Source organism: Psychrobacter sp. AOP30-A2-5 (genome assembly GCF_052378115.1).
In the GTDB taxonomy this organism is placed as follows: Bacteria; Pseudomonadota; Gammaproteobacteria; order Pseudomonadales; family Moraxellaceae; genus Psychrobacter.
The window spans coordinates 26526-49271 of sequence record NZ_JBQSXK010000008.1 but is presented as its reverse complement, the minus strand read 5'-3'; the positions used below and the strand labels follow the sequence as shown (position 1 = coordinate 49271).

Below are 22746 nucleotides of genomic sequence, written 5' to 3'. Positions count from 1 at the left end.
ATCGTTTCGGGCTTTTCTGTTTCAAACCTTTGCATTCATCATTCATCATTCATCGTTCATCGTTCATCATTCATCATTAAACTTGCATCATTTTAAACCAATGAGAGGCTCATTTATCTTACTCTCCACTACATTGAACCGTTTTCATGCGACTGATTTATATCAATGCTATGGTAAACATTAGGTATCCCCCAAACGCAAAAAAGCCCAGCTCAATAGCTAGGCTTCTTCGACGTCATTATTTAAATAATTAATTAATCATAAATAAAGAGACTATAGAAACAACTTACTCAGGCATCAATACTGCATCGATAGTGTGAACCACACCGTTCGTTGCCATGATATCTGTACCAGTAATATTAGCCGTGTTACCAGTCGCATCAGTGATGACATTAGCATCACTAATATTGATAGTAGCACCATTTACAGTAGCAACATCAGTACCATAAGGAATGTCAGCTGCCATAACAACCATAGGCACTACGTGATATGGAAGTACTTTTTTCAGTAGATCTGTATCGGCTAATAGCTCTTCTTTAGTAACGCCTAGCTTCTCTAGCACAGGAGCAAATGCATCATCAGTTGGTGCAAATACTGTATAAGTCCCAGCATCCATCATCATTGTATCTAAGCCAGCAGCTTGTAACGCAGCCGTTAGAATCGTTAGATTTTCGTTGCCAGCTGCTATTTCAGCAATGCTTTGCGTCGCAGCAGTATCGGCCATTGGATCGGCTTCAGTCATTGGCTCAACTTCGGCAACAGGCTCTACAACCACTTCTTCAGTAGTCACTTCAGGCTCAACAGGATCAGTAACTGCTTCTTTATCATTACAAGCGGCTAATGACATGGCAGCTGTAACGACAGCAATAGAAAGTAAGTTTTTCTTCAACATAAGTATTTCCTTATAAAGGGATAGTCTGTTAAGTGACTTGTTTGACAAATAACTTAACCCAGTTAATGTATATAACAGCGAACCACTTATCTGTTGCAAATGATAGCAACTAAACAATAGTAATAATGTCGCCTCTGCTATACCAATAACTATAATTTTAACTGATTAATTTCGGATTAATGCTTACTTAGGTAGCAACACTGTATCGATCACGTGTACAACTCCATTGTTCGCTTGTATATTCGCGGTCACGATATTAGAGGTACGATTTCTCCCATCGGTAATTTGTTTTTTAGCGTCAAATGTGATGCTACTGCCTTCTAGCATCTCTTGACTGCCTGCCATAATTTCAGAGGCAAAGACGCGGTCGTCTTCAATCACATGATAGGTGAGCACTTTCGTCAACAACGGCTTATCTTGTAATAACTGTTCTTTACTTATATCAAGTTCAGCTAATAATTTAGCAAAAGCGGCATTGTTTGGTGCAAAGACGGTAAGGTCAGCGTCTTCATCAGCGAGGGCATCAGCCAATCCTGCTGCTACCACCGCTTCTTTGAGGATACTGAGATCCTCTGTGGCAACGGCTAGATCGACTATAGACTTGTCAGTAGGTAGCAATACGTCGTCAATGAGGTGAATGACGCCATTAGTGGCCAATACATCTGTTTTGATAATTTTAGAGGTATCCCCACTTGCATCCATAATGATATTGGCATCACTAATAGAGAACGCTTGACCATTGACTGTTTCGATACTGTCGCCATAAGGAATGTCAGCAGCTTTGACTGTCATATTGGGGATAACATGATAAGTTAAGACCATGGTTAATAGCTCTTTGTCAGCCAATAACTCTTCTGACGTCACATCAAGCTCTTCTAATAATTCAGCGAATGCAGCATCAGTAGGTGCAAATACAGTAAATTCGTCCTCTGATGACATCAAAACTTTATCAAGTCCAGATGCCTTTAATGCAGCGTTAAGAATGGTTAAATCTTTATTTTCAGCAGCAATTTCTGCAATATTTTGTGTTGGCGCTTCTACAACAACTGAAAAATCATTGTCGTCGTCATTACAAGCGGCTAGCGGCAAAATGGTCATGGCAAGCGCCAGAGATAATAGGGTTCTTTTTAGCATGAGTATATCCTTATGTATGAGTCCAGATGGACCATCTACTTTGTCAGTAGCATCCGTCGAATGATTGAAGTCGAATGATTTAAATTGTTAAATGATCAAAGCTTTCAACAAGAAACAAAGATGACTGTCGTTTATTGTCGTAGTGTTAAACAATAATGATGACACGCTTAAAAATATCTCAAATATTCTAAATGCCAGCAATTTCATCTAAAGGAGCTTCATCTAAAACCGTTAGCAATCAAAGTAGCGTGTATTTAATAGTCATGTCATCAAAGACGGTAGCTGGTACTCATACCAACTGCATCATACAAAGTAATAGGGATATAATTCTTTGACTAAAATTTTTAAATCAATCTTATTTGGGCAGTAATACTCTATCGATAACATGTACTACACCGTTATTAGCAGCAATATCGGTTTTTATGATATTGGTAGTACGACCATTTTCGTCCATCAATTTACCCTGATTGGTGACCATCAGAGTATCTTTACTGAACATAGTGATATTGCCCGGTTTAACGTCTTTCGCATATACTGGCGCAGCACCGTTAATCACGTGATAGCCTAAAATCTTAGTCAATAGTGGCTTGTTGGCAAATAGTTGTGCTTTGCTCATGCCTGTTTCTTGCAAGACTTGTACAAATGCGGCATTGGTCGGCGCAAATATTGTATAGTTTGCATTCGGGTTAGACAAAGCACCCGCCAAATCTGCCGCTACGACGGCTTCGACCAGTAGCGAGAAGTCAGGATTACTTTGGGCAACTTGTACCACATTCATTTTTGCCATAGATTGACTGTGCATAGGCGCTTTCATGGCTGCGCTTTTGCTTGGCATCATATTATTACAAGCGCTCAAACCAGCGATTGAGAGTGCTAATGTACCGATGGTAGCAATTTTAGTAAGCTTCATAACATTATCCTTAATGATTGAGTATTTATTGACTGTTCTATAACTGTCTTGCAGATTAGATCGTCTTCCCTTATAGCAAATACTAGCGCTAATAATAGTGGTAAATGTTAGATGTCACTAATACAACTATTAACATTTACTAGTAAGTATTGCTTATGAAACATCAATCATTCTGAAATTAAATTAACATATAACCAAGCTTTATCAATTCCTCTTTACGCAACTTTTTGTAGTACAGGTGTAAACTCTGTCTGACTTTTAAGCACAATCGTTGTGCTTTCATTTATAGAAACAAAGCTTTATGTAATCTTTAAGCGAAATGATATTCATTTGTTCCTAATCATTTAATGTCATAAAATTTGAACATCATGCTCACTCAATCAACAGGCAGATTTTTTGTCTAGCATATTGCCAAAGAGGAATAAGTACTGTCCCACGTGAGGTATGATTTTCATGCTAGAATAATGCGGATTTGCCCACGCCTTTTATGAATGTTGCACGCTATTTATTATTCTTATTCTTATTACTTCCCCTTTTATAACATTGACGATATAAGCAGCGCTCCTATGACTCAAACGATGACTTCTCAATCTGATCCTACTTCTAATCCATCATCCGCTGATGACTTTATTTTAACGCCACCTGCCGTGTTTCCTTATAAAGAACAGCAATTGACGGCACGTGCACGTATCACCGAGCAAATGGCATCACGCATCTTGATGTTAGATGGGGCGATGGGTACACAGATTCAGACCTATAAATTAGAAGAAGCAGATTATCGTGGTGAGCGTTTTGCCGATATCAATCAAGACGTACGCGGTAACAATGATTTATTGGTACTGACACAGCCGCACATGATTAAAGACATTCATCACGATCATCTGCTAGCTGGTGCCGATATCATCGAGACCAATACCTTTAACGGTACGCGTCTGTCGATGGCTGACTACGATATGCAGTATCTAGTGCCAGAGCTGAATAAGACAGCAGCCAAGATTGCCCGTCAAGCGGCGGATGAATTTACGGCAAAAACGCCTGAGAAACCGCGTTTTGTCGCTGGTGTCGTAGGGCCAACTTCACGCACGTGCTCGCTATCACCGGACGTCAATGACCCAGCTTTTCGTAACATTACCTTTGACGAATTGGTACTAAATTATCATGAAGCGACCTTATGCCTGATAGAAGGCGGTGTCGACCTCATCCTCATCGAAACAATATTTGATACGCTCAATGCCAAAGCAGCAATCTTCGCCATTACGGGTGTGTTTGATGACATTGGTTTTGAGTTACCGATTATGATTTCGGGCACCATTACCGATGCCTCAGGTCGAACGCTATCAGGTCAAACCGCTGAAGCCTTTTATAATTCAATCCGCCATGCCAAGCCATTATCGGTTGGCTTTAATTGCGCATTAGGCGCTGATGCGCTGCGTCCGCATATCCAAACGCTATCGAACATTGCTAATACCTATGTGTCCGCGCATCCGAACGCAGGTCTGCCCAACGAGTTTGGTGAATATGATGAAACAGCCGAACAAACCGCCGCCCTGCTCGAAGGCTTTGCCAAAGCAGGTATCTTAAACATCGTTGGTGGCTGTTGTGGTACGACGCCTGAGCATATCCGTCAAATCGCTAAAATGGTGGCAAATTATCCACCGCGCGTCATTCCAGATATCCCACCTGCCTGCCGTTTGTCAGGTCTTGAGCCATTTACTATTAATGCAGATAGCTTGTTCGTCAACGTGGGTGAACGTACCAACGTCACAGGCTCTAAAAAGTTTTTACGCTTGATTAAAACCGAAGCCTACACCGAAGCGCTCGATGTGGCACGAGATCAGGTCGAAGGCGGCGCGCAAATCGTCGATATCAATATGGACGAAGGCATGCTCGACTCTAAGCAAGCGATGATTCATTTCGTCAACTTGGTGTCTGGTGAACCTGATATCAGCCGCGTACCGCTGATGATTGACTCGTCTAAATGGGACATCATCGAAGAAGGCCTTAAGCGTATCCAAGGCAAGTCCGTTGTCAACTCTATCTCATTAAAAGAAGGTCATACTGAATTCGTTGAGCGTGCCAAGCTTTGCATGCGCTACGGTGCCGCCGTTATCGTCATGGCATTTGATGAAGACGGTCAAGCCGATACTTACGAGCGTAAGATTCAGATTTGTCAACGCAGCTATGATGTGTTGGTCAATGAAGTTGGTTTCCCATCAGAAGACATTATTTTTGACCCGAACATTTTTGCCGTTGCCACTGGTATCACTGAGCATAATAATTATGGTGCGGACTTTATCAATGCCACCAAATGGATTACCGATAACTTGCCCAATGCGATGGTATCCGGCGGTGTCTCTAACGTCTCGTTCAGTTTCCGTGGTAATCCTATCCGTGAAGCCATCAACTCCGTATTCCTCTATCATGCGATTCAGAATGGCTTAACCATGGGTATCGTCAACCCTGCCATGCTTGAGTTATATGACGATATTCCAAAAGAAGCTCGTGACGCCATCGAAGATGTGATGCTCAACCGCAACCAAGGTGAGAGCGGTCAAGATGCCACCGAACGTCTGATGACTGTGGCTGAGAACTACCAAAACGGTGGTAAGAAAAAAGACAGCACCGTTGATATGAGCTGGCGCGAAGGCACAGTAGAAGAGCGCATCGCTCATGCACTGGTCAAAGGCATCACGACCTTTATCGAGGCCGATACTAAAGAAGCATGGGAGAAATACCCCAAGCCGCTAGAAGTCATCGAAGGGCCACTCATGGACGGGATGAATATCGTCGGTGACTTATTTGGTGCCGGTAAAATGTTCTTACCTCAGGTCGTGAAATCTGCGCGAGTGATGAAACAATCCGTTGCGTGGCTAAATCCGTATATCGAAGCAGAAAAAGTCGAGGGTGAAAAGAAAGGCAAAATCCTCATGGCAACGGTCAAAGGCGACGTCCACGATATCGGTAAAAACATCGTCGGCGTGGTGCTGGGCTGTAACGGCTATGATATCGTTGATCTGGGTGTCATGGTGCCGTGTGAAAAAATCCTCGATACCGCTATCGCAGAAGAAGTCGATATCATTGGCTTGTCAGGTCTGATTACCCCAAGTCTCGATGAGATGGTCTATGTCGCCAAGCAAATGCAAGAGCGCGGCATGACGCTACCCTTGATGATTGGCGGTGCAACGACCTCCAAAGCGCATACCGCGGTCAAAGTCGAGCCACAATACCAAAATGATGCCGTCATCTATGTATCTGATGCCTCACGCTCAGTCGGTGTAGTCACCAAACTGCTCTCCAAAGAACACCGTCAAGCGCTTATCGATGAAACTCGCGAAGAGTATGTCAAAGTACGTGAACGCCTTGCCAAGCGTCAACCAAAAGCGGCGAAGGTCACGTATGCCGAATCGGTCAAGATTGGTTTTCAGTATGATTGGGAAAACTATGTGCCACCAGTCCCCAATAAGCTGGGGCAAGTGATATTTGATGACTATCCAATCGCTAACCTGCTGCCTTATATCGACTGGACACCATTCTTTATCTCTTGGGGACTGGTCGGTAAGTATCCGAAAATATTGCAAGATGATGTAGTCGGCGAAGCGGCACGCGATTTGTTCGATAATGCCAATGAGCTGATGCAAAAGATGATTGATGAAAAATTAATCGTCGCCAAAGGGGTGTTCAAACTTATGCCAGCTCGCCGTACGGGTGCCGATACCGTTACTGTCTATGACCGTACTACTAAAGGCGGCGCAGCAGAATATCAATTCGAGCACTTACGTCAGCAAAGCGACAAGGCCAGCGGCAAGCCTAACTTTAGCTTGGCAGACTTTATCTCACCATCTAACACCCACACTGACCACTTGGGCGGCTTTACCGTCTCTATCGTCGGTACAGAAGCACTGGCTGAAAAGTACAAAGCAGCAGGTGATGACTATAATGCCATCATGGTGCAGGCATTGTCTGATCGCTTAGCTGAAGCCTTTGCTGAGCATCTGCATGAGCTCATCCGTAAAGAGTATTGGGGCTATCAACCGACTGAATCACTCACTAATGATGAGATGATCAAAGAGAAATACGTGGGTATCCGCCCTGCGCCTGGCTACCCTGCCTGCCCTGAGCATACCGAAAAAGGCAAATTGTTTGATTGGCTCGGTACGGTAGATGCGATTGGTACAACGCTAACCGAAAGCTATGCGATGTGGCCTGCGTCATCGGTCAGCGGATTCTATTACTCGCATCCTGACAGTGAGTATTTCAACGTCGGTAAGATAAGCCGTGATCAGTTAGAGAGTTATGCTGAGCGTAAAGGCTGGGATATGAAGACTGCTGAGAAGTGGTTAAATCCGAATTTGTAGGAGTGTTTTATTAAACAACAGAAAAGCGGGCTTCTATTTGAAAGCCCGCTTTTTTAAATGATAGACTAGCAAAATAACAAATATGTATATCTAATTCTAGCTCTCGCTAAACATATTAATAATTTCCCAGTCGTTTCCAAGACTTTCTCTCAAATCATTTAATCTATCTTCATGAACAGCGAAACATAGCAAATCCATTGGGCGTGAAAAACCTACATACATCATTTTAGATGCCTCAACCTGCCTACTCTTACTTAAATCTATTTCTCCCCCAAGGAAAAAATTTTTAAGCTTTTTAGCTTCATAGCCGTGATAGTAAGACTCTAGATATAAAGTGGCACAATGGGTTTGTCCCTTTGCAGAATGCACACTTGTAATATCGATTTCAAATCCATCTTCATAATAACTATTCGATTGCGCTATAATTTCAATACCTTCAACCTCTCTAATATCTTCATCTGTAATGAATCGCTGACACTTATTAACCGAACATTCAAAAAACTCTAATAGCTCTGGGACAAAAGACTGTATGTTTACCAATACATCATCAATATCACCTTTGACCACGCCAACAGACCACTGGTAAAGCTTAAGCTTAAATTTAGCATAAAGCTCTTCGTTTTCATCTTTTATCTTGTTAAGTAATTTACGTTTTGTATAAAACATTGAGTTATTTGGACTATTATCTTTTATATTTTCTATTCTTAGTATTTTGATAAAAGCGTTCAATATATTTTTTCTGATAGGTGCTAGAGTATTCGTATCTTTTAGATGATGGGTCAGATACTCTTTTAGGCACTTATAGTCAATTTTTGGACTATTCGTATTAACATCAAATGAAGTAAAATAATCTTCTAATCTTAACCTAGAAATATCATTCCGACTTGCTTCATCTTCTTTCCAATTGACACTCCATGCAATTGCCTTAATAGGCTTTCTACCAAAGTTGGGCAACTTTTCCTCGTTATAATATTGATGCACCAAACGTGAGAAAAAAGGAATAACCTTCTTTATAGTTTCATTATTAAAACATAGAATATGAGGCCTTAGGAGTGCACTGTGATTATTACCCTGAACCGCATAATCAACAGCGTTTACAGCTAAACGATTAACTATATTTGAAATATTTGGACTAAGTCTATGGCTGTTTGCTAAAGGTAACGTTGGTTCTCTTTGTTGCCATATAGAGTTAGCATCTGATTTTCCCAAATTGTATATAGCTTGATTTATGTCTCCAACTCTCTGTAAGATACAGTCACAATTATTTCGATGAAATAATTTCTCTATTAGCTCGTATTGGTGTTGTCCCATATCCTGCATTTCATCAACAAAGACGAAAGGAAAGCGCTTTTGGAGTATTTCTAATATTCCAGTCGACATAATTGCGTCTTCTGCAATTATGTAGGCATCATCAAAATGCAAACAGCCTGACCTAAGAATATCTATTTTAATATCTCTAAGGCACAGATAAGATTGGGAACTTTTTTCATTCTTATTTTGTAGACATACATTTCCATGCAAACCTTCAACTAAATTTAAATCTTTATCAAACCTAAGATTTAAAAAATATTTCTCCGGATCATTCTTTCTCTTTAACCAATTAAAAGTACTATAATTTATATTTTTTAGTTTGGAATATCTTCTTAAAGCAAACTCTTCATATATCTCATTGTCTAATCTACTTATTTTTCTTTTAAATATATTACTATAATAAGGAATTGCTAAAAACGTATCCACAAAACTTTGGATCGTACCTATGAAATTAGGGTAAGCGAATAATTTTGGACAATAGCTTTGAATTCGATGTTTAATTTCATCAATAGCAGCATTTGTATGGGACAACACCAATATACCAACACCACCTTCAAGCGGTAACTTAGTTTCTAGTATTACTAACTTAGCTAGTAATGCAGTTGTTTTCCCACTTCCAGGGACTGCTTGCAAGTCTATCGTTTGCATATTTTTGATAAAGTCTCTACGTTCTTCATCGAAAGACTGACCATCTACTAGTAATAGCTTTTCTGCGTAATTTATATCTTCATCCGTTATCAGCATTATCGCTTACTCCTGCTACATAGCGGATGGCATCAAGTAAATATCCTATGTAATCATCGTTTTGATCTAGTTCAATTTCACGTTCACTTTCGATTTTATCCAAATCTTCATCTATTACACTAGCTAATCTACAAGCAACATCTGTTTTATGCAGTCCACCATTAATAAGCTTTCTTGCAAGCTCTAATTCATAGTCATTATCCCAATTAGTTTTTGTGTGGGAATCTTTCAGCGTTTGTTTAAACTCTTTCTTTAAGGTTGTCGATTTCAATAACGAATATTCTAGAGTCCATGATGGTGCAATGAAATATTTAATATTATTTCTATTCTTATCTTCCATTTCGGTCTTTTTAGTTATAATCTGAGACTCGATCAATTTTTCATCTAATTTATTAAAATTATTTTCAGTTCTTTCATAGACCTGTATATCAAGATCAGTAACCACGGCAACAGGTATTTTCATATGTGGTTCATTTTCGCGTAAATATATACGAATATAGTGTTCAAAACCGATATTCCCAATATTAACAATTGAAATACCCTGCGCTGTTAGGTCTATACCTATAAGCTTAGCAAGGCTAGGTAGTAATATTTCCTCAGACCAACCTTCAACAAAAATAACTCCTTTTGCAAAAAATAAATTAGCTTTTGTTGTATCTAGAAACTTCTCTAAAAATTTATAATTATCTTTTTCGAGCTTAGTGTGATTACTTCCCATAGGAAAAGCGTTTCCGCCATAACAAACAATAAGATTTTGCAATTTGAGTTTAGATACTAAATTAGGACTATGAGAAGTAAGAATCAGTTGAATATCATCTTGTTTCTGTAAGTATTCTACTACTTGCATTTGAGCCTGAGGATGAAGATGAGCTTCTAATTCCTCAATCAAACCAAGACGTAAACCTGTCCAGTTTTGCTTATTCAAATGTAATAATTCAGTCGCCATAAATAGACGATTTAGCGTTCCTAAACCAAGATTAATTTCATTTTTAAGCCCAAGGGTCAATTTTTCGAGAATGCTTTTTAAAGTATTCTCACTTGCGAAAAACTCGGTTTCAGCATGTGCACCGTAAAAGTTCTGTACATACTTATCGATATTGTCTTTTATTTTTTTACCATCTTGCGGAACTGTTGAACTACTAGTGGGCACAGGACTATTGACTTGCAAATTACCTTCAAAATATTCAGTCATACTACTGTTAAGTTGTTTGAACAAACTGAGTAATTCATGGTTGTCTTCTTTTCCTTTAAATGCCACATCTCCTAAAAGGACTTGAGCTAATCGGGAGTTTCTCTTTGCTACTAACTCGTTTTTAGCGTCTCTCAATGGTTTTAAATAAGTAGCTTTCAAGTAATCTCTTGCTTCGGCTGTTAATGGATAACCCTCATCATCTGCGCCTGCTCTAACATCAGAAGGTAGCACTCTCTCTTTTATTCGGCGAACGTCATATATAAGTTTTAGATACGGAGTTACTTTTCCACCATTGTCTGTATCCCAACCCAACCACTCTGTGAAATGTGCAGCTTCTTCGTCTAATAAATTTGAAAACTTAAGCTCAATCCTGAATCTTAAAGAGTCTTGGAAAAAATCTTCATCTTCCACTCGAATGTAATCATAACTGTGCGTTTTTAAGACCAGTTTAATAGCATCGACAATTGCAGTCTTACCTGAATCATTTTCACCAATAATAACATTAAGCCCTTTGGTAAATTCAAGATTGAGACTTGGCTTAGAAAGTTCAAAAGTTTTTGAACCAAATTTACGATAATTCCATAACTTTATATTTGATAGATGCATACTCGTCCCTGATGTATATTAAAATTGTTCAATGTTCTGTTTATTCTACTTTACCCTTACCCCGCCGACACCGCTCCGAACAATAAATCACCTGCTCCCAATCCTTCTCCCATTTTTTACGCCACGTAAACGGGCGCTGACAGACGGGGCAGGTTTTTTGCGGTAGGTTTACCTTTTTATGTGCCATCGTCTGCTCCCTTGTTCCGTATGTCTCATATCTATGGTTAACGTTTACTGCCTACCTAGCTTCTTTTTGATGATCCAGCCCTTCATACTTTTTCACCCGTCGGCATTGGTCGGAGCAATAGACCATGCTCTCCCAGTTTTTATCCAGCTTCTTAGTCCAACTAAACTCGCGCTCGCAGACAGGGCAGAGTTTTTTGCGGACGTTCTTCTTTTTGTGCGCCATAACTTTCTCATTGGTTTGTTTAATCTATAGTCGATTCACTATCATCGGATACGGTGTTAGGCTTGCTCAACCTACTGTTTGTAGCAACTTTACTCGCCGTCATTGTATCCAAAGTAGCTGTTGCCGACTATATTACCACTGTCTCTTAATCATAAGCCCTATTTATAGTGCTATTCATAAGTGATGTTCATAAGTGCAAGTCATCAGCATGGCTCATGAGCGTTAATAATTAAGCATTAACGCTTAATCGTTAGCCATCAATCATAGCTGTTAACCAGTAGTGACTAATCGTCAGCTATTAATCAGTAGTAATTAGTCATAATCATCAAAGATTTTATTAAGTCTGTTGAGACTATTAACGATGAGCTTGCCTGATTGATCGGTACTGCTATCAATAAGTAATTTCTCATCCATACGCATCGTCAGCGGTGCAAGCGCTTCTTTTAATGCGTTTGCTATAAGCGCGGTCTGCTGAGTGATATCAGGCGCATCGCTATCTACGGTTTGATGCTCTTCATTTTTAATCAGGCTTTCAGTTAAACTATTAGACAGGCTATCCGCCATTTTCTGTGCCAGTTGTTCAACGGCGTTGACCAGCTGCACCATCAGTGCTTTTTGCACCTCTTGGTTTTGCTTGAGATACTCGCCTTCTGCCTTTTCAGCATTGTGATCATGCTTATATATTTGCATCAGCTGATTCAGACTTTTCTCAAAGCCATTATCGATACTGTCGCTGACAACTTTGGCATTATTAATGACACTATCGGCAAGGATTTTCTGTGCTTCTAATTGGCCGTTTAACTGCGCATCGAGCTGCGCTTGTTGCCCTGCTTCTCGTAAGCGAGCGATTTGTTCTGGATCATTTTTCGTTAAGTATGTCTCAAACTGGCTACTGATGGCATTGAAGCCACTGGCCAAATCGACCAATTGGGCAACGATACGCGCGCCCGTGTCACCATCTTCACCGCCCATGGCTTTGTTACGCAAGAAGTCGGCTTTGATTTGCGCCCAACGCTGCATTTCTGCTTCGGTCAAGACACCGCGCATCTCACCAAGCTTGAGCAAGTTACTCTCTGCGCCTTGAGTCAATAGCTGTGACTCGCCCAGATAGTGATCATCTATCAGCTGATTTAGCTCACTCTCATTCATGACCGCCGACAGCTTTTCGGTCATTTTATTCATATTACGATAACTACCTTGCAGCTTAAATATCGGCTCAACGCGGTACTTGTCATCTTGCGAGGCCGAGGCAATATAGGCTTGGTTGACGTCTAGAATGACCTCTTGCACCCTAAACATATGACGCAAGATCGCGACAATCTCATTAATCTCTGAGGTACTATACGGATACGTCAAATCACCGCTTTGGGCTTGTGCAAGATTCGCATTGTCCGCTTTCGCCATTTTGATGAGACGATGGACATCCGCTAGGTCGCGGTTGGCCAGTGGCGCGAGGACAGTATTAGAAGTTAGAGAGTTTTCGATATAACTGAGCGCAAACACTTCTTCCATGCCGCTCATGATATCACCTAAGTTGTAGATATCGGCACGGTTGGCGAGCATGTCTGGCACTTTGAAGGCTTCGCCGCTCTCGGTATATGGGTTACCTGCCATGACCACGCAGAACTTTTTGCCACGCATATCATAGGTTTTGGTTTTACCTTGCCAAACACCATCGATACGGCGCGTACCATCACCGAGTGAGATAAACTTCTGTAAAAATTCCGCATGGGTATGCTGAATATCATCGAGATAAAGCATGACATTATTGCCCATCTCAAAAGCTAAGTTGATTTTATTCAGCTCTTCTCGTGCGGTAGCATTGGGCGCTTTTTCGGGATCTAAAGACGTCACATCATGACCGAGTGATGGACAATTAATCTTCATAAAGATAAGGCCCAGACGGTTCGCCACGTACTCCATCAAGGTGGTTTTACCATACCCTGGTGGCGATATCATCATGAGAATACCCATCAAATCGGTACGCTTATCCTCACCGACCGTGCCCATCTGTTTGGCGAGGTTGTCACCGATGAGTGGCAGATAGCTCTCATTAATCAGACGGTTACGCACAAATGAAGACAATGGACGTGGCATAAACTCGTCCAGTCGCAACGTCTCTTTTGAGTCATGTAATATCTCTGAGCGCATGGCCAGATAACGTCTATAGGCAGGGATGACTTGGGTATCATGATGATGCAGACGATTTAAGAAATCATCAACCGCAAAAGTTAAGGTCTGCTGATGAATACGCGGATGCTCACCTAGTAGATGATTCACTTGTATTTCAAGCGATACCTTACCCGTGCTACGTTCAAAGCTTTGCACTTGATTGAGCGGATTATTAATACTGGTCAATGACGGAGTCGATGAAACTGGCAACGAGGTGATTGAGGAAAGTGATAAAGCAGATGGCGTAGTACTTGCGCTTGTACTGCCTAACCCTTTAACACCCATCCGTTTATCAAAGCTAGCACCTGAATCAATCAATCGTTGCACCAAAGCTTCACGTTGGGCATCGTTCAATTGAGTAAGTAAAACGGCTATCGCCTCCGGCACATAATGACGACCACTTTCTAACTGCTGCTTGCGTAGCGCGTTTTGTGCGTCAATCTCGGCAAGCTGAGCTTCGCTGAGTGCTTCACCTGCTTCGTTGATGCCATCAGTCGCTACGTTAGCCGATTCATTCTCACCGTAAATCTTCTCAAGCAATGCATAGAACCAGGTTGCCAATAGCTCATAGGCTGATTTTGGCTGGAATCCAAGCTTGCTAATAGAAGACTGTAGTTGATCAAAACTGGCCGTCGCTTGCATGCTACCTGACGCACTATTTAGGGTTTGACTTAGCTGCTCACACAACTGCTGCGCTTGTTGGCTGGTTTGCCAGTTTACTGTGCTGTTTGCGACTGCATTCGATTCAGCCGACTGCCCCATCACGCTCACCAAATATTCGCAGGCAAGCTGAATATAGCTTGGTTTGAAGATATTAGCACCGTTATCAACGCTACCATCTTTATCAACGCTAGCACCGGTATCACCACCAATATTGCCATCATTATGAGCGACAACAAAATCACGCATCACTTGGCTCATATCTTCGACCAATAGCAATTTGGCCGTATCACTGCCCAATGCACGGCGCAGTTGCTCGGCGGTCGCAGCTCTATCCGTCCAGTTATTTGCACGCGTCAGCACAGACTCATTTAACCAAGCGTCATAACCGAACTGGCGTAAGCTGTCTAAGCCCAGCGCTTGTACGATATTCAGCTGCCAATAGAATAATTGCGCCAAGGCACGTACTTGCGGGGTATAAATCAGCAACCCTGCCTCGCGCAAAGTCGGCAGTATTTGCATCAGTAATAACGTGGCATCATGATCATGAATACCTTTGTCATAGCCGAGCTGATAGCGAGGGGTCGCGTAAGCTTTGACCAATTTGGACAATGGACTGTCATTATCAATATCACCATTAATATCGAGCGTAATGACAGTCGCATCGTATGCTTGATATAGGCGCGCTTCAGTCAAACCCTCCTGGCTGTTCTTAGCACTTTCGATAATGCTATAGGCCAAGTACTCAGCGCGGTAAACGGTATCAGACTCAGAGGCGATATTCATGTCCCAATACGGGCGCAATGCGTTCAGCTCAGTGTTATTAAGCACTTCATAATAGTCTGTGCCCGTTAGATGTAGATTTAAAACACGATTACCATCTGACTGCTGACGACTCAATAACGTCAAATCAAGTGGCTGAGTATTGACCGAAAAACGGTGCTTGCCCAGTTTAATAATCTGACCACCATCTTCAAACAAGTCCGACTTATCTTTTAGACTCTTATAACTCTCGATTTGAATGGCTTTTAGGCGGGCATCGATGTCATCAGCTTTTACGCTAAAGCTCATCGCTTGCAACTCTTTTGCGATGTTGCGGACTTTTTGCACCAGACCATCAGCCGCGAAATACGTATTTAGTGCTTCTTCTTCTGTAAAACCTGTGACGCCAGTGCTTTGCGTGCGTTTTTTAATACTCTCAAGCATTCGTAGCGCACCATCACCTAAGTTTTGCGCTTTACGGTTACGGGCATCGAGTAATTGCTGCTTATGATTTTCGAAGGTCTCGTAAATCTCTTCACGTTTGCTGATGATATCGGCTAAAAACTGATCGCCGCTGTTGGTCTCTGGATCAGCGAACTGGCTCTCTAACTCTTCTAGCTGCACTAATAATTTTGCCATTTGCTCATCTGATTTCTCAGGGGTATTGGCAATGGATAATGCATTGGCAATAGATTGCCCGAACAGCTTAAACTGCGCACCAAATTGTGCAACGGCCTCCGCTGAGCCTAGATTTTTGCGTTTATGATTGAGCTTGGCTTTGCTCTGATTTAGGCTCGCATAGATAGTCGATATATCATCGATAATTTGCGTACGCACCGTAGCATCAGCCACATCCAACGTGCCTAGCAACTCGGTTAATAAATCTAACCCTTGCGCTGTCTCATCGATTTTTTCTAGTATAGGTTTTAGCTCAGCATTGGTTTCTGCGGTGTTTAAGCGCTCACTGACATCTATTAATATGCCTTCGTAGCTTGATAGCGATTCTTCCCCGCTTAAGAACAGCACGGTCTTTTCAGCCAGTTCGCTTTCGGCTTCTTCTAACTGCGTCTGCAATGCTCGTAACTTATCAGCATCCAGATAACGCAAATCTTCCAAGCTGACCAAACGGCCTTTTTGGCGTCTTAACGCTGACAACTGATCGACATAATCACTGGCAGACTCAAAACTAGTGACCCGTATCTGCCGCAAAATCTCACTTTGCTGGGTATCGGCATCGGCTAGCGCAGTTTGGGTTTGCTTTTGGATACTTTGTACTTTGGCGAACTCATCAATCACCAGCTCAGCCGTGGCCGTCACTTCTTTAATACTACTGGCGACTTCGCTCAGCTCAGGCTCAGACAACCAATAATAGCTGTCAAAGAGTCGGCTGGTATTATTGGTAAGCTCTTCATAGAGCTTCTGCGACACGCTTTGATTGTCAATGAGGCGGGTAATGCTATAAAGATCTGAGATACCGCGCACCAATTCTTTATTGCCAATCTTGCCATAGAAGCTCGTGCTCTCTGGCAACTCACTTACATACTCGTGTGAGGCATAAGGCGTGTGCCATATCTGCATCGGATGAATACGAGACGGCTCGCTTTGGTCACTAAACAGCACCAAGCGGCCATTCTCAGCCAAGGCCGTACCGTTGCAATAAATAGGGTTCGCCAATTGCTTTTTAATCAAGTTATAAGGAAACAGCCCCGTAACGCCCAAGTCTCTGTCGTAAAATAAGAATAGAACATCTTCCCCATTCGGCGATACAATTTTACGCTTAAACCGTAAGTCAGTAGCACCAACGTTATTGGCCTCAAACAGCTTATACTCACCCGTCTGTAGATAATAACCACCCGGAAACATGATGCCGTGGTCTTCTGGTAGCTGAACACATGACTGTCCAATCGCATCCAATCGCAGTACCGCTTCGGTCAAGGTGTTATAAACAAAATAACGGTAGTCCTCTTCACGATAAGGCAATATTTTAAGCAGTATTAAACTGCCCACTTTGGCATAAGCAATCTCAGCATCGGTCAGCGACTGGGTACGGTCATTGACCGGTTCACTATAAATACCCTGACCGGACTGCGTATTGTCCTCAATCTTGATGGTCAAATCGCCACCGACCGTTTCCACAAATATCGTGTCTAAGATATTCATATGCGGATATTTACCATTCACCATTTGATCACGGGTGGTATCAATCCAGTCAAAATCATAAGCAGGCGGCAGCTCAATATCACGCTCGCCTCGATTGTCCACATAAGCGACTTGCGCCGACTCTGGCGTACCTTGGCTAAAATCTAGCGCAAAACGGAACACTCGAATATCGGTGATACGCTCGCCAATCTGAAACGCCAACAGTAATTTGCTGTCTTTAACTGTTATTTGAATCAGGCGCGTTTGCTTGTAGTATCGATACAGCTCATTGAAGTCTTGGACAAAGGCGTCTTGAGCCAAAAAAGTCCCTTTTAAGTCAACCTCTTCAAGCTGATACTCTTCTTCATTACCAGCTGGCTCGTTCAAACGATATAACGACAGTACGTCTTTAATATTGCTCGCGCGTTTTAGCCCCATAAAAACGTTGTAGCCAAACAGCAAATAATCGCCGACCTGCACCATGTCTTGTGCCACACAGTTGTACTCGGTACGAATACGAGTACGGGCGATGACTTGCATCTGCGTGCTACCAAACTCTTCGAGACGCGAATTATTGAGCGTAGCAGTCTGCTGCTCTAAGCGGCTGCCTTGTTCGGTTAAACGCTTTTTGATGAGCTCATAAGCATTGCCTGAAGCAACTGCTTGATCGGTTTGGTTTGCTTGATTAGCGCTATTATTATCGTTGCTATCTGAGTTCTTTGAAGTTTGCGTATCCGCCATCGTTGCTCGTCCGTTTTTGTTTTTACATAATAAGAGAATTTTGGGCAATAAGGAAAATAAGAAGTTATTTGAGATAAAGATCATCGAAAGTAAAAAAGCACTTGGCTAATCTAAAAAAACGAGTGGTCACTGCTGTTTTTTTAGATTAACCAACTCATCATGATTCGTCGCTCCGAATCACCCTGAGTTAGCAAAAAAATCTGCCGCCTACACGACAGATTCTTTATTTTAGAAAATATTACTCATTCACACTGTTAGATAAAAACTTACCCATTAAGGCTAGGGTGTGTCATCAATTAGATTGTGAGGCTTAAAATGAGAAAAATTGTAGATAAACAAGGAAGCAATTGCCGTTAATATGAACATATTGACAAAATTGCTGACGATGTTTAGCAAAATTTAGCCATTTTAAGACCACTAAACGTACTAATGTGCTAATTGATGACACGCCCTAGTCATTTAGACCTTACTAATAAGTCGTTTTATCATCATTTTTCTGGTTTGATTTCATGGCTTGACTGGCCATCACACCATTGATGATACCGCTCAATGTGTCTGACTTACCCGCTAGGCCATCAATGGCTTTACCAATAGACAGTGACTTGGCAAAATTATCAAAGAAATGAGCTTCACCGCCAACAATATCGATTTTGGCTTTCTGTAGTGCCACTGCCAATACTTCAGCATTTTCTTTCGCAATCTCTTTACCAGCATCAATTGAGGCAAGCGCTTCTTGCAAGGCCGTCTCAAGGCTCATGCGGAACTCTTCGTGCTCACGTGCTTCTTTACTCATGCTACCCATGGCATTGAATTTCTCGACCAGACCATCTGCTTCGGCTTGGAAATGTGCACGAGTAACTTCGGCTTTTGCCAATCCAACTTCGCGTTCTGCTTTGGCATTTGACTCACCGCGTGCCGCGATGACTTGAGCATCTGCCATGCCTTTTTCACGCTCAGCTCTGGCAGTAGATTCACCGCGAGCGGCGATGATTTCTGCATCGACCATACCAATATCACGTTCCGCTTTTGCCTTAGATTCGCCACGAGCCGCGATAACCTCAGCATCTGCCATGCCTTTTTCACGATCTGATTGTGCTTCAGCTTGTCCAGTCGCTTTGATAACATTGGCTTTCGCAATGCCTTCTTTTTCCAAAGAAGCGGCTTTGACTTCTTGGATAGCCGCTTCAGCAAAGCCATGCGCCGACTCTTCTGCTTTGATACCTTCGGCCATTTTAATTTTGGCTTCTGAATCTTTGGCAGATGCTTCAAGATTCGCAGCGGCAAGCGTAGTGATTTCGACGGCTTTATGCTTGGCAGACAGCTCTTCTGCTTCGGCTTTTTTCACCTGACGTACTTTGATTTCTTCCGCATCGGCTTCTGCTGCTAGCACACGTGTTTGCTTAGAACGCTCAGCTTCGCTAATTTCGCGGACTTCTTTGATACGCTCTTCTTCTTGCGCAACGGTTTTGTCCACTGCAATACGTTCACGAATGACGTTAGCGATTTCTTTTTTCTCAAGCTCAATCGCACGTTCAGCTTCGATACGTTGCAGATCAACTTCACGCTCACGAGAGACAATTTCTAAATCACGAGCACGCGTCACTTTTTCTTCTTCGATGACGACCGCACGCAGACGATTTTGCCCTGCTACTTCGATTTCACGCTGCTGATTCTCACGCTGAATGGCCAAATCCTGCTCAACCGAGATAACAGCTGTTTCAGACTTTTTACGCTCTTCTTCTTCAATCTTGCGAGTTTCAGCCGTTTCGCGGGCAATCACTGACGAGATTTCACGTTGCTGTTTGGCTTCGGCATCGGCTTGCTGACGCTCTAGCTCTAGCATCGCCTCTCTGGTTTCGACATTCTTTTTCTTAACTGCCAGCTCTTCATCACGCTCCAGCTCGTTGGTGATGACGTTTTGGAACGCCGTTAGCTGAGTAATCTTTTTGATACCTTCAGCATCTAAAATATTACTTGAATCTAATGACGCTTTTGGGGTTTGCTCTAAATAATCAATCGCCACATCTTCTAAGACATAGCCATTCAGATCGTTACCAATTTCTTGGACGATACTGTCACGAAACTCGCTGCGGTTTTCAAACAGTTTGACGAAATCAATCTGCTTACCAACTGTTTTTAGGGCTTCAGAGAACTTAGCATTAAACAGCTCGTTGACAGCGACTTTATCTGACGCACGCTCTACTCCAACCGATTTGGCGACTTTTAGCACATCTTCTTCGGTTTCATTGACGCGTAAATAAAATGCCACGGTGATATCAGCACGCATGTTGTCTGCGCAAATCAAACCTTCTTTACCGCGTCTGTCAACTTCTAACGTGATGAGCGATATGCGCATCAATTCTTTTTTGTTGATGACTGGCCAAACAAAACCACCATCAAAACGTACGGCAATTTTACTCACACCGTTAATAATGAGTGCTTTGCCCTGCTCGACCTTAAAGTAAAAGGCCTTGAGCATCAATAGTGCGACCATCATAAAAACAAACGCCAGCACTACAACCACGCCGACGATAATGAGTGTGTCCATATCCATTCCTTTAATTAAAACATTCCATAATCCATTCAATATAAATCAGATACGCTATCAGGTCTGCTAACTCTACAATTTATAGCACTGTTTATAGCATGTGCGCTTTATAGCCCTGTCACGCACCATTCTGATATCTGAACTACATTGAACCGACTATAACCAAATTTAAAACGATTTGTGCTATTTCTAAAAACTTGCTATTTCTGACAATCAATCACTTCTAAAAACAATTAGTTGTATTCATACTTTTACAATATTTTTTTATCTTCGACGACAGCAACTCGGTAGGTATTGGCTTCGTCTAAATACTCTATCAACATCACTCTATCGCCTTGTTTTAGCAAACCATCATTGGTGTCTGAGCGAATTTTGAGTATCAATCCTGCACCGCCATCATTTAGCTCTGCTTCGCCATGTTTATCTGTGACACTAAGCGTACGCACAACAGCGACTTTACCCACATTATTAGACGAATTACGTTTGGGAATTTTGGCGATATTTTTGCGAATCGGCGAAATAATAATACCGGTCAACCACATGGATACGACCAATACGAAAATGAGCGCCCCTGTACCGAATAAATAATATAGAACGCCAGAATCGAAATATTGGTGTAAAAAGCTGGTATATAAATAGCTGAGCAACCAACCGATCAAACTAATTAAGCTTAGTATGATGATTAAAGGGACACCGTAAAGACCAAATTTGAGCATGAGACCCGTAAAAAAACCAGTCGATGATAAGGTAGAGACATCAGCATCACCGCCTGACTCACCAAGGTCTACGCTATCCATATCTGCCATTCCGAGTAAAGACACAACCCAATATAAGGTGACGAACATCACAAGCCCTGTAAAAATAATCGTGGGATATAAACTGATTTTAGTGATAAATACTAAAAAAGCTTCTTGCATTGCGCGTGTTCTCCTTTTGCTCACCCAATCTATTAGCTCAATGACTTGGTTATACAAATTGGTATTATGTGGATGATGCTCACTCGAATTAATGCTGCCAAGTTTACATTTTTTAAATCAACTTATGTTTCTTTATCAAGGATTATATATACATTCCATTACATAATACATAGGTTTTGCCTTTAGCGTCCCCATATCGGCGAGCGCACGACTCCGCCCACCTTACTGCCGATCGCATAGCTTGTATTACCAGATAATGAATGAATGACCAAGCTGCCGCCATTTTGACCGCCCACTTGTGAAAGCTTTGTCGGATAGACAGCATACTGTGCAGATGGTGACAGACGCGCTGGTTCATCCAGTCCAGTCTCTGCTAGATTGATAACTTGCCCAGTACTCAGGGTCATAACGGCGGCCTTTCGACCATTGAGATAGGCCATACGCTGACCGTCCAAGCTCAGTTGCGGACTGGCGACATAGCCACTTGTTGGCACAGGCGTGGCACTAGCAGTCTCGAAGTGATAGCGATAGATACGTGGGCGTCCCGCACGAACTTTATCACTGGTATAGACAAAGCTTTTGCCATCAGAGGCATAACTTGGCTGTACCTCAGTGCTTGATAATGTAGTCAACTGTTTGGTATTACCGTCGCTCAGACGCATCTCATAGATATCAGCATTGCCGCCGACCGTCGAGCTATAGAGAATTTTTTGACCATTAGGTGAGAACGACGCTGACATATTGCTGCCTTCAGCATTTACCGCAAGGTTGCGGATGTTGCTTTTGCGATCATAGATATAAATCTTAGGATGCTGGCGCGGCGCTTGTTTACTATATGCCAGCAGTTGCCCATCAGCTGACCACGCTGGCGCATAAATATAACCATTAAGCTGATCGATTAGCTGACGATCACTACCATCAGGATGAATGCTATAAAGCGTCGATATCTTTGCAGCTCCGATTCCTTGCTCCTCGACATAGGCAATGCGCCCTTGCCGATCTATCGCTGACATTCGTGCCGTTAGTGGATTGCTCGCACTCATATTATTAGCAGGTGCTTGCATCGTTTTAGACATCGTACTAGGCAAGGTCTGACAACCCGTCAACAGAATAAAACTCGTTAGTGCGGTGATATTACTTATCGTTCTTATATTGACGGATGATTTTGATACAAGCATTTTTGACATAAAATAACGTCCAATAAAGTGTTGATTATTGCGTACTGAGAATCTTGACAATTAAGGCTAAAAGATT

The 22746-nt window shown here is 42.2% G+C and carries 12 protein-coding genes; 1 reads left to right on the top strand and 11 read right to left on the bottom strand.

Annotated elements, in window-relative coordinates:
- Window positions 1–286 precede the first annotated feature (286 nt).
- The 3 genes from ACT3S4_RS07590 to ACT3S4_RS07580 form a co-directional block, all read right to left on the bottom strand.
- Entirely contained in the window at window positions 287–892 is a 606-nt protein-coding gene (locus tag ACT3S4_RS07590; RefSeq protein WP_087814347.1) for a fasciclin domain-containing protein, read from the bottom strand.
- A gap of 183 nt (window positions 893–1075) precedes the next feature.
- Window positions 1076–2026: a fasciclin domain-containing protein gene (locus tag ACT3S4_RS07585; protein ID WP_444760835.1), complete on the bottom strand. Its 951-nt coding sequence runs from the start codon at window positions 2024–2026 to the stop codon at window positions 1076–1078.
- 355 nt (window positions 2027–2381) lie between these two features.
- On the bottom strand, window positions 2382–2936 hold the full coding sequence (locus tag ACT3S4_RS07580; RefSeq protein WP_045447723.1) for a fasciclin domain-containing protein: 555 nt from the start codon (window positions 2934–2936) through the stop codon (window positions 2382–2384).
- A 566-nt stretch (window positions 2937–3502) separates the two neighbouring features.
- Between ACT3S4_RS07580 and metH the strand changes: the two genes are divergently transcribed.
- Window positions 3503–7291, top strand: coding sequence for a methionine synthase (metH, locus tag ACT3S4_RS07575; RefSeq protein WP_444760834.1), 3789 nt, complete (start codon window positions 3503–3505; stop codon window positions 7289–7291).
- A gap of 96 nt (window positions 7292–7387) precedes the next feature.
- Here metH and ACT3S4_RS07570 read toward each other — a convergent pair whose 3' ends face one another.
- The 8 genes from ACT3S4_RS07570 to ACT3S4_RS07535 all read right to left on the bottom strand — a co-directional run bounded on the left by ACT3S4_RS07570 (window position 7388) and on the right by ACT3S4_RS07535 (window position 22679).
- Complete coding sequence (locus tag ACT3S4_RS07570) at window positions 7388–9346, bottom strand: UvrD-helicase domain-containing protein (RefSeq protein ID WP_444760833.1); 1959 nt, start codon at window positions 9344–9346, stop codon at window positions 7388–7390.
- Entirely contained in the window at window positions 9330–11144 is a 1815-nt protein-coding gene (locus ACT3S4_RS07565) for an ATP-dependent nuclease (protein WP_201553126.1), read from the bottom strand. The genes ACT3S4_RS07570 and ACT3S4_RS07565 overlap by 17 nt, the downstream gene beginning before the upstream one ends.
- Window positions 11145–11184: 40 nt before the next feature.
- Entirely contained in the window at window positions 11185–11331 is a 147-nt protein-coding gene (locus ACT3S4_RS07560) for a DUF2256 domain-containing protein (protein WP_201553123.1), read from the bottom strand.
- A gap of 51 nt (window positions 11332–11382) precedes the next feature.
- Entirely contained in the window at window positions 11383–11553 is a 171-nt protein-coding gene (locus tag ACT3S4_RS07555; RefSeq protein ID WP_444760832.1) for a DUF2256 domain-containing protein, read from the bottom strand.
- A 312-nt stretch (window positions 11554–11865) separates the two neighbouring features.
- Window positions 11866–18027, bottom strand: a complete 6162-nt coding sequence (locus ACT3S4_RS07550; protein ID WP_444760831.1) for a DNA repair ATPase — start codon at window positions 18025–18027, stop codon at window positions 11866–11868.
- Between the two features lie 469 nt (window positions 18028–18496).
- Complete coding sequence (locus tag ACT3S4_RS07545) at window positions 18497–20575, bottom strand: hypothetical protein (RefSeq protein ID WP_444760830.1); 2079 nt, start codon at window positions 20573–20575, stop codon at window positions 18497–18499.
- 251 nt (window positions 20576–20826) lie between these two features.
- On the bottom strand, window positions 20827–21492 hold the full coding sequence (locus tag ACT3S4_RS07540; protein WP_424517724.1) for a hypothetical protein: 666 nt from the start codon (window positions 21490–21492) through the stop codon (window positions 20827–20829).
- Window positions 21493–21674: 182 nt separating this feature from the next.
- Window positions 21675–22679, bottom strand: coding sequence for a Xaa-Pro aminopeptidase (locus tag ACT3S4_RS07535; RefSeq protein WP_444760829.1), 1005 nt, complete (start codon window positions 22677–22679; stop codon window positions 21675–21677).
- Window positions 22680–22746 lie beyond the last annotated feature (67 nt).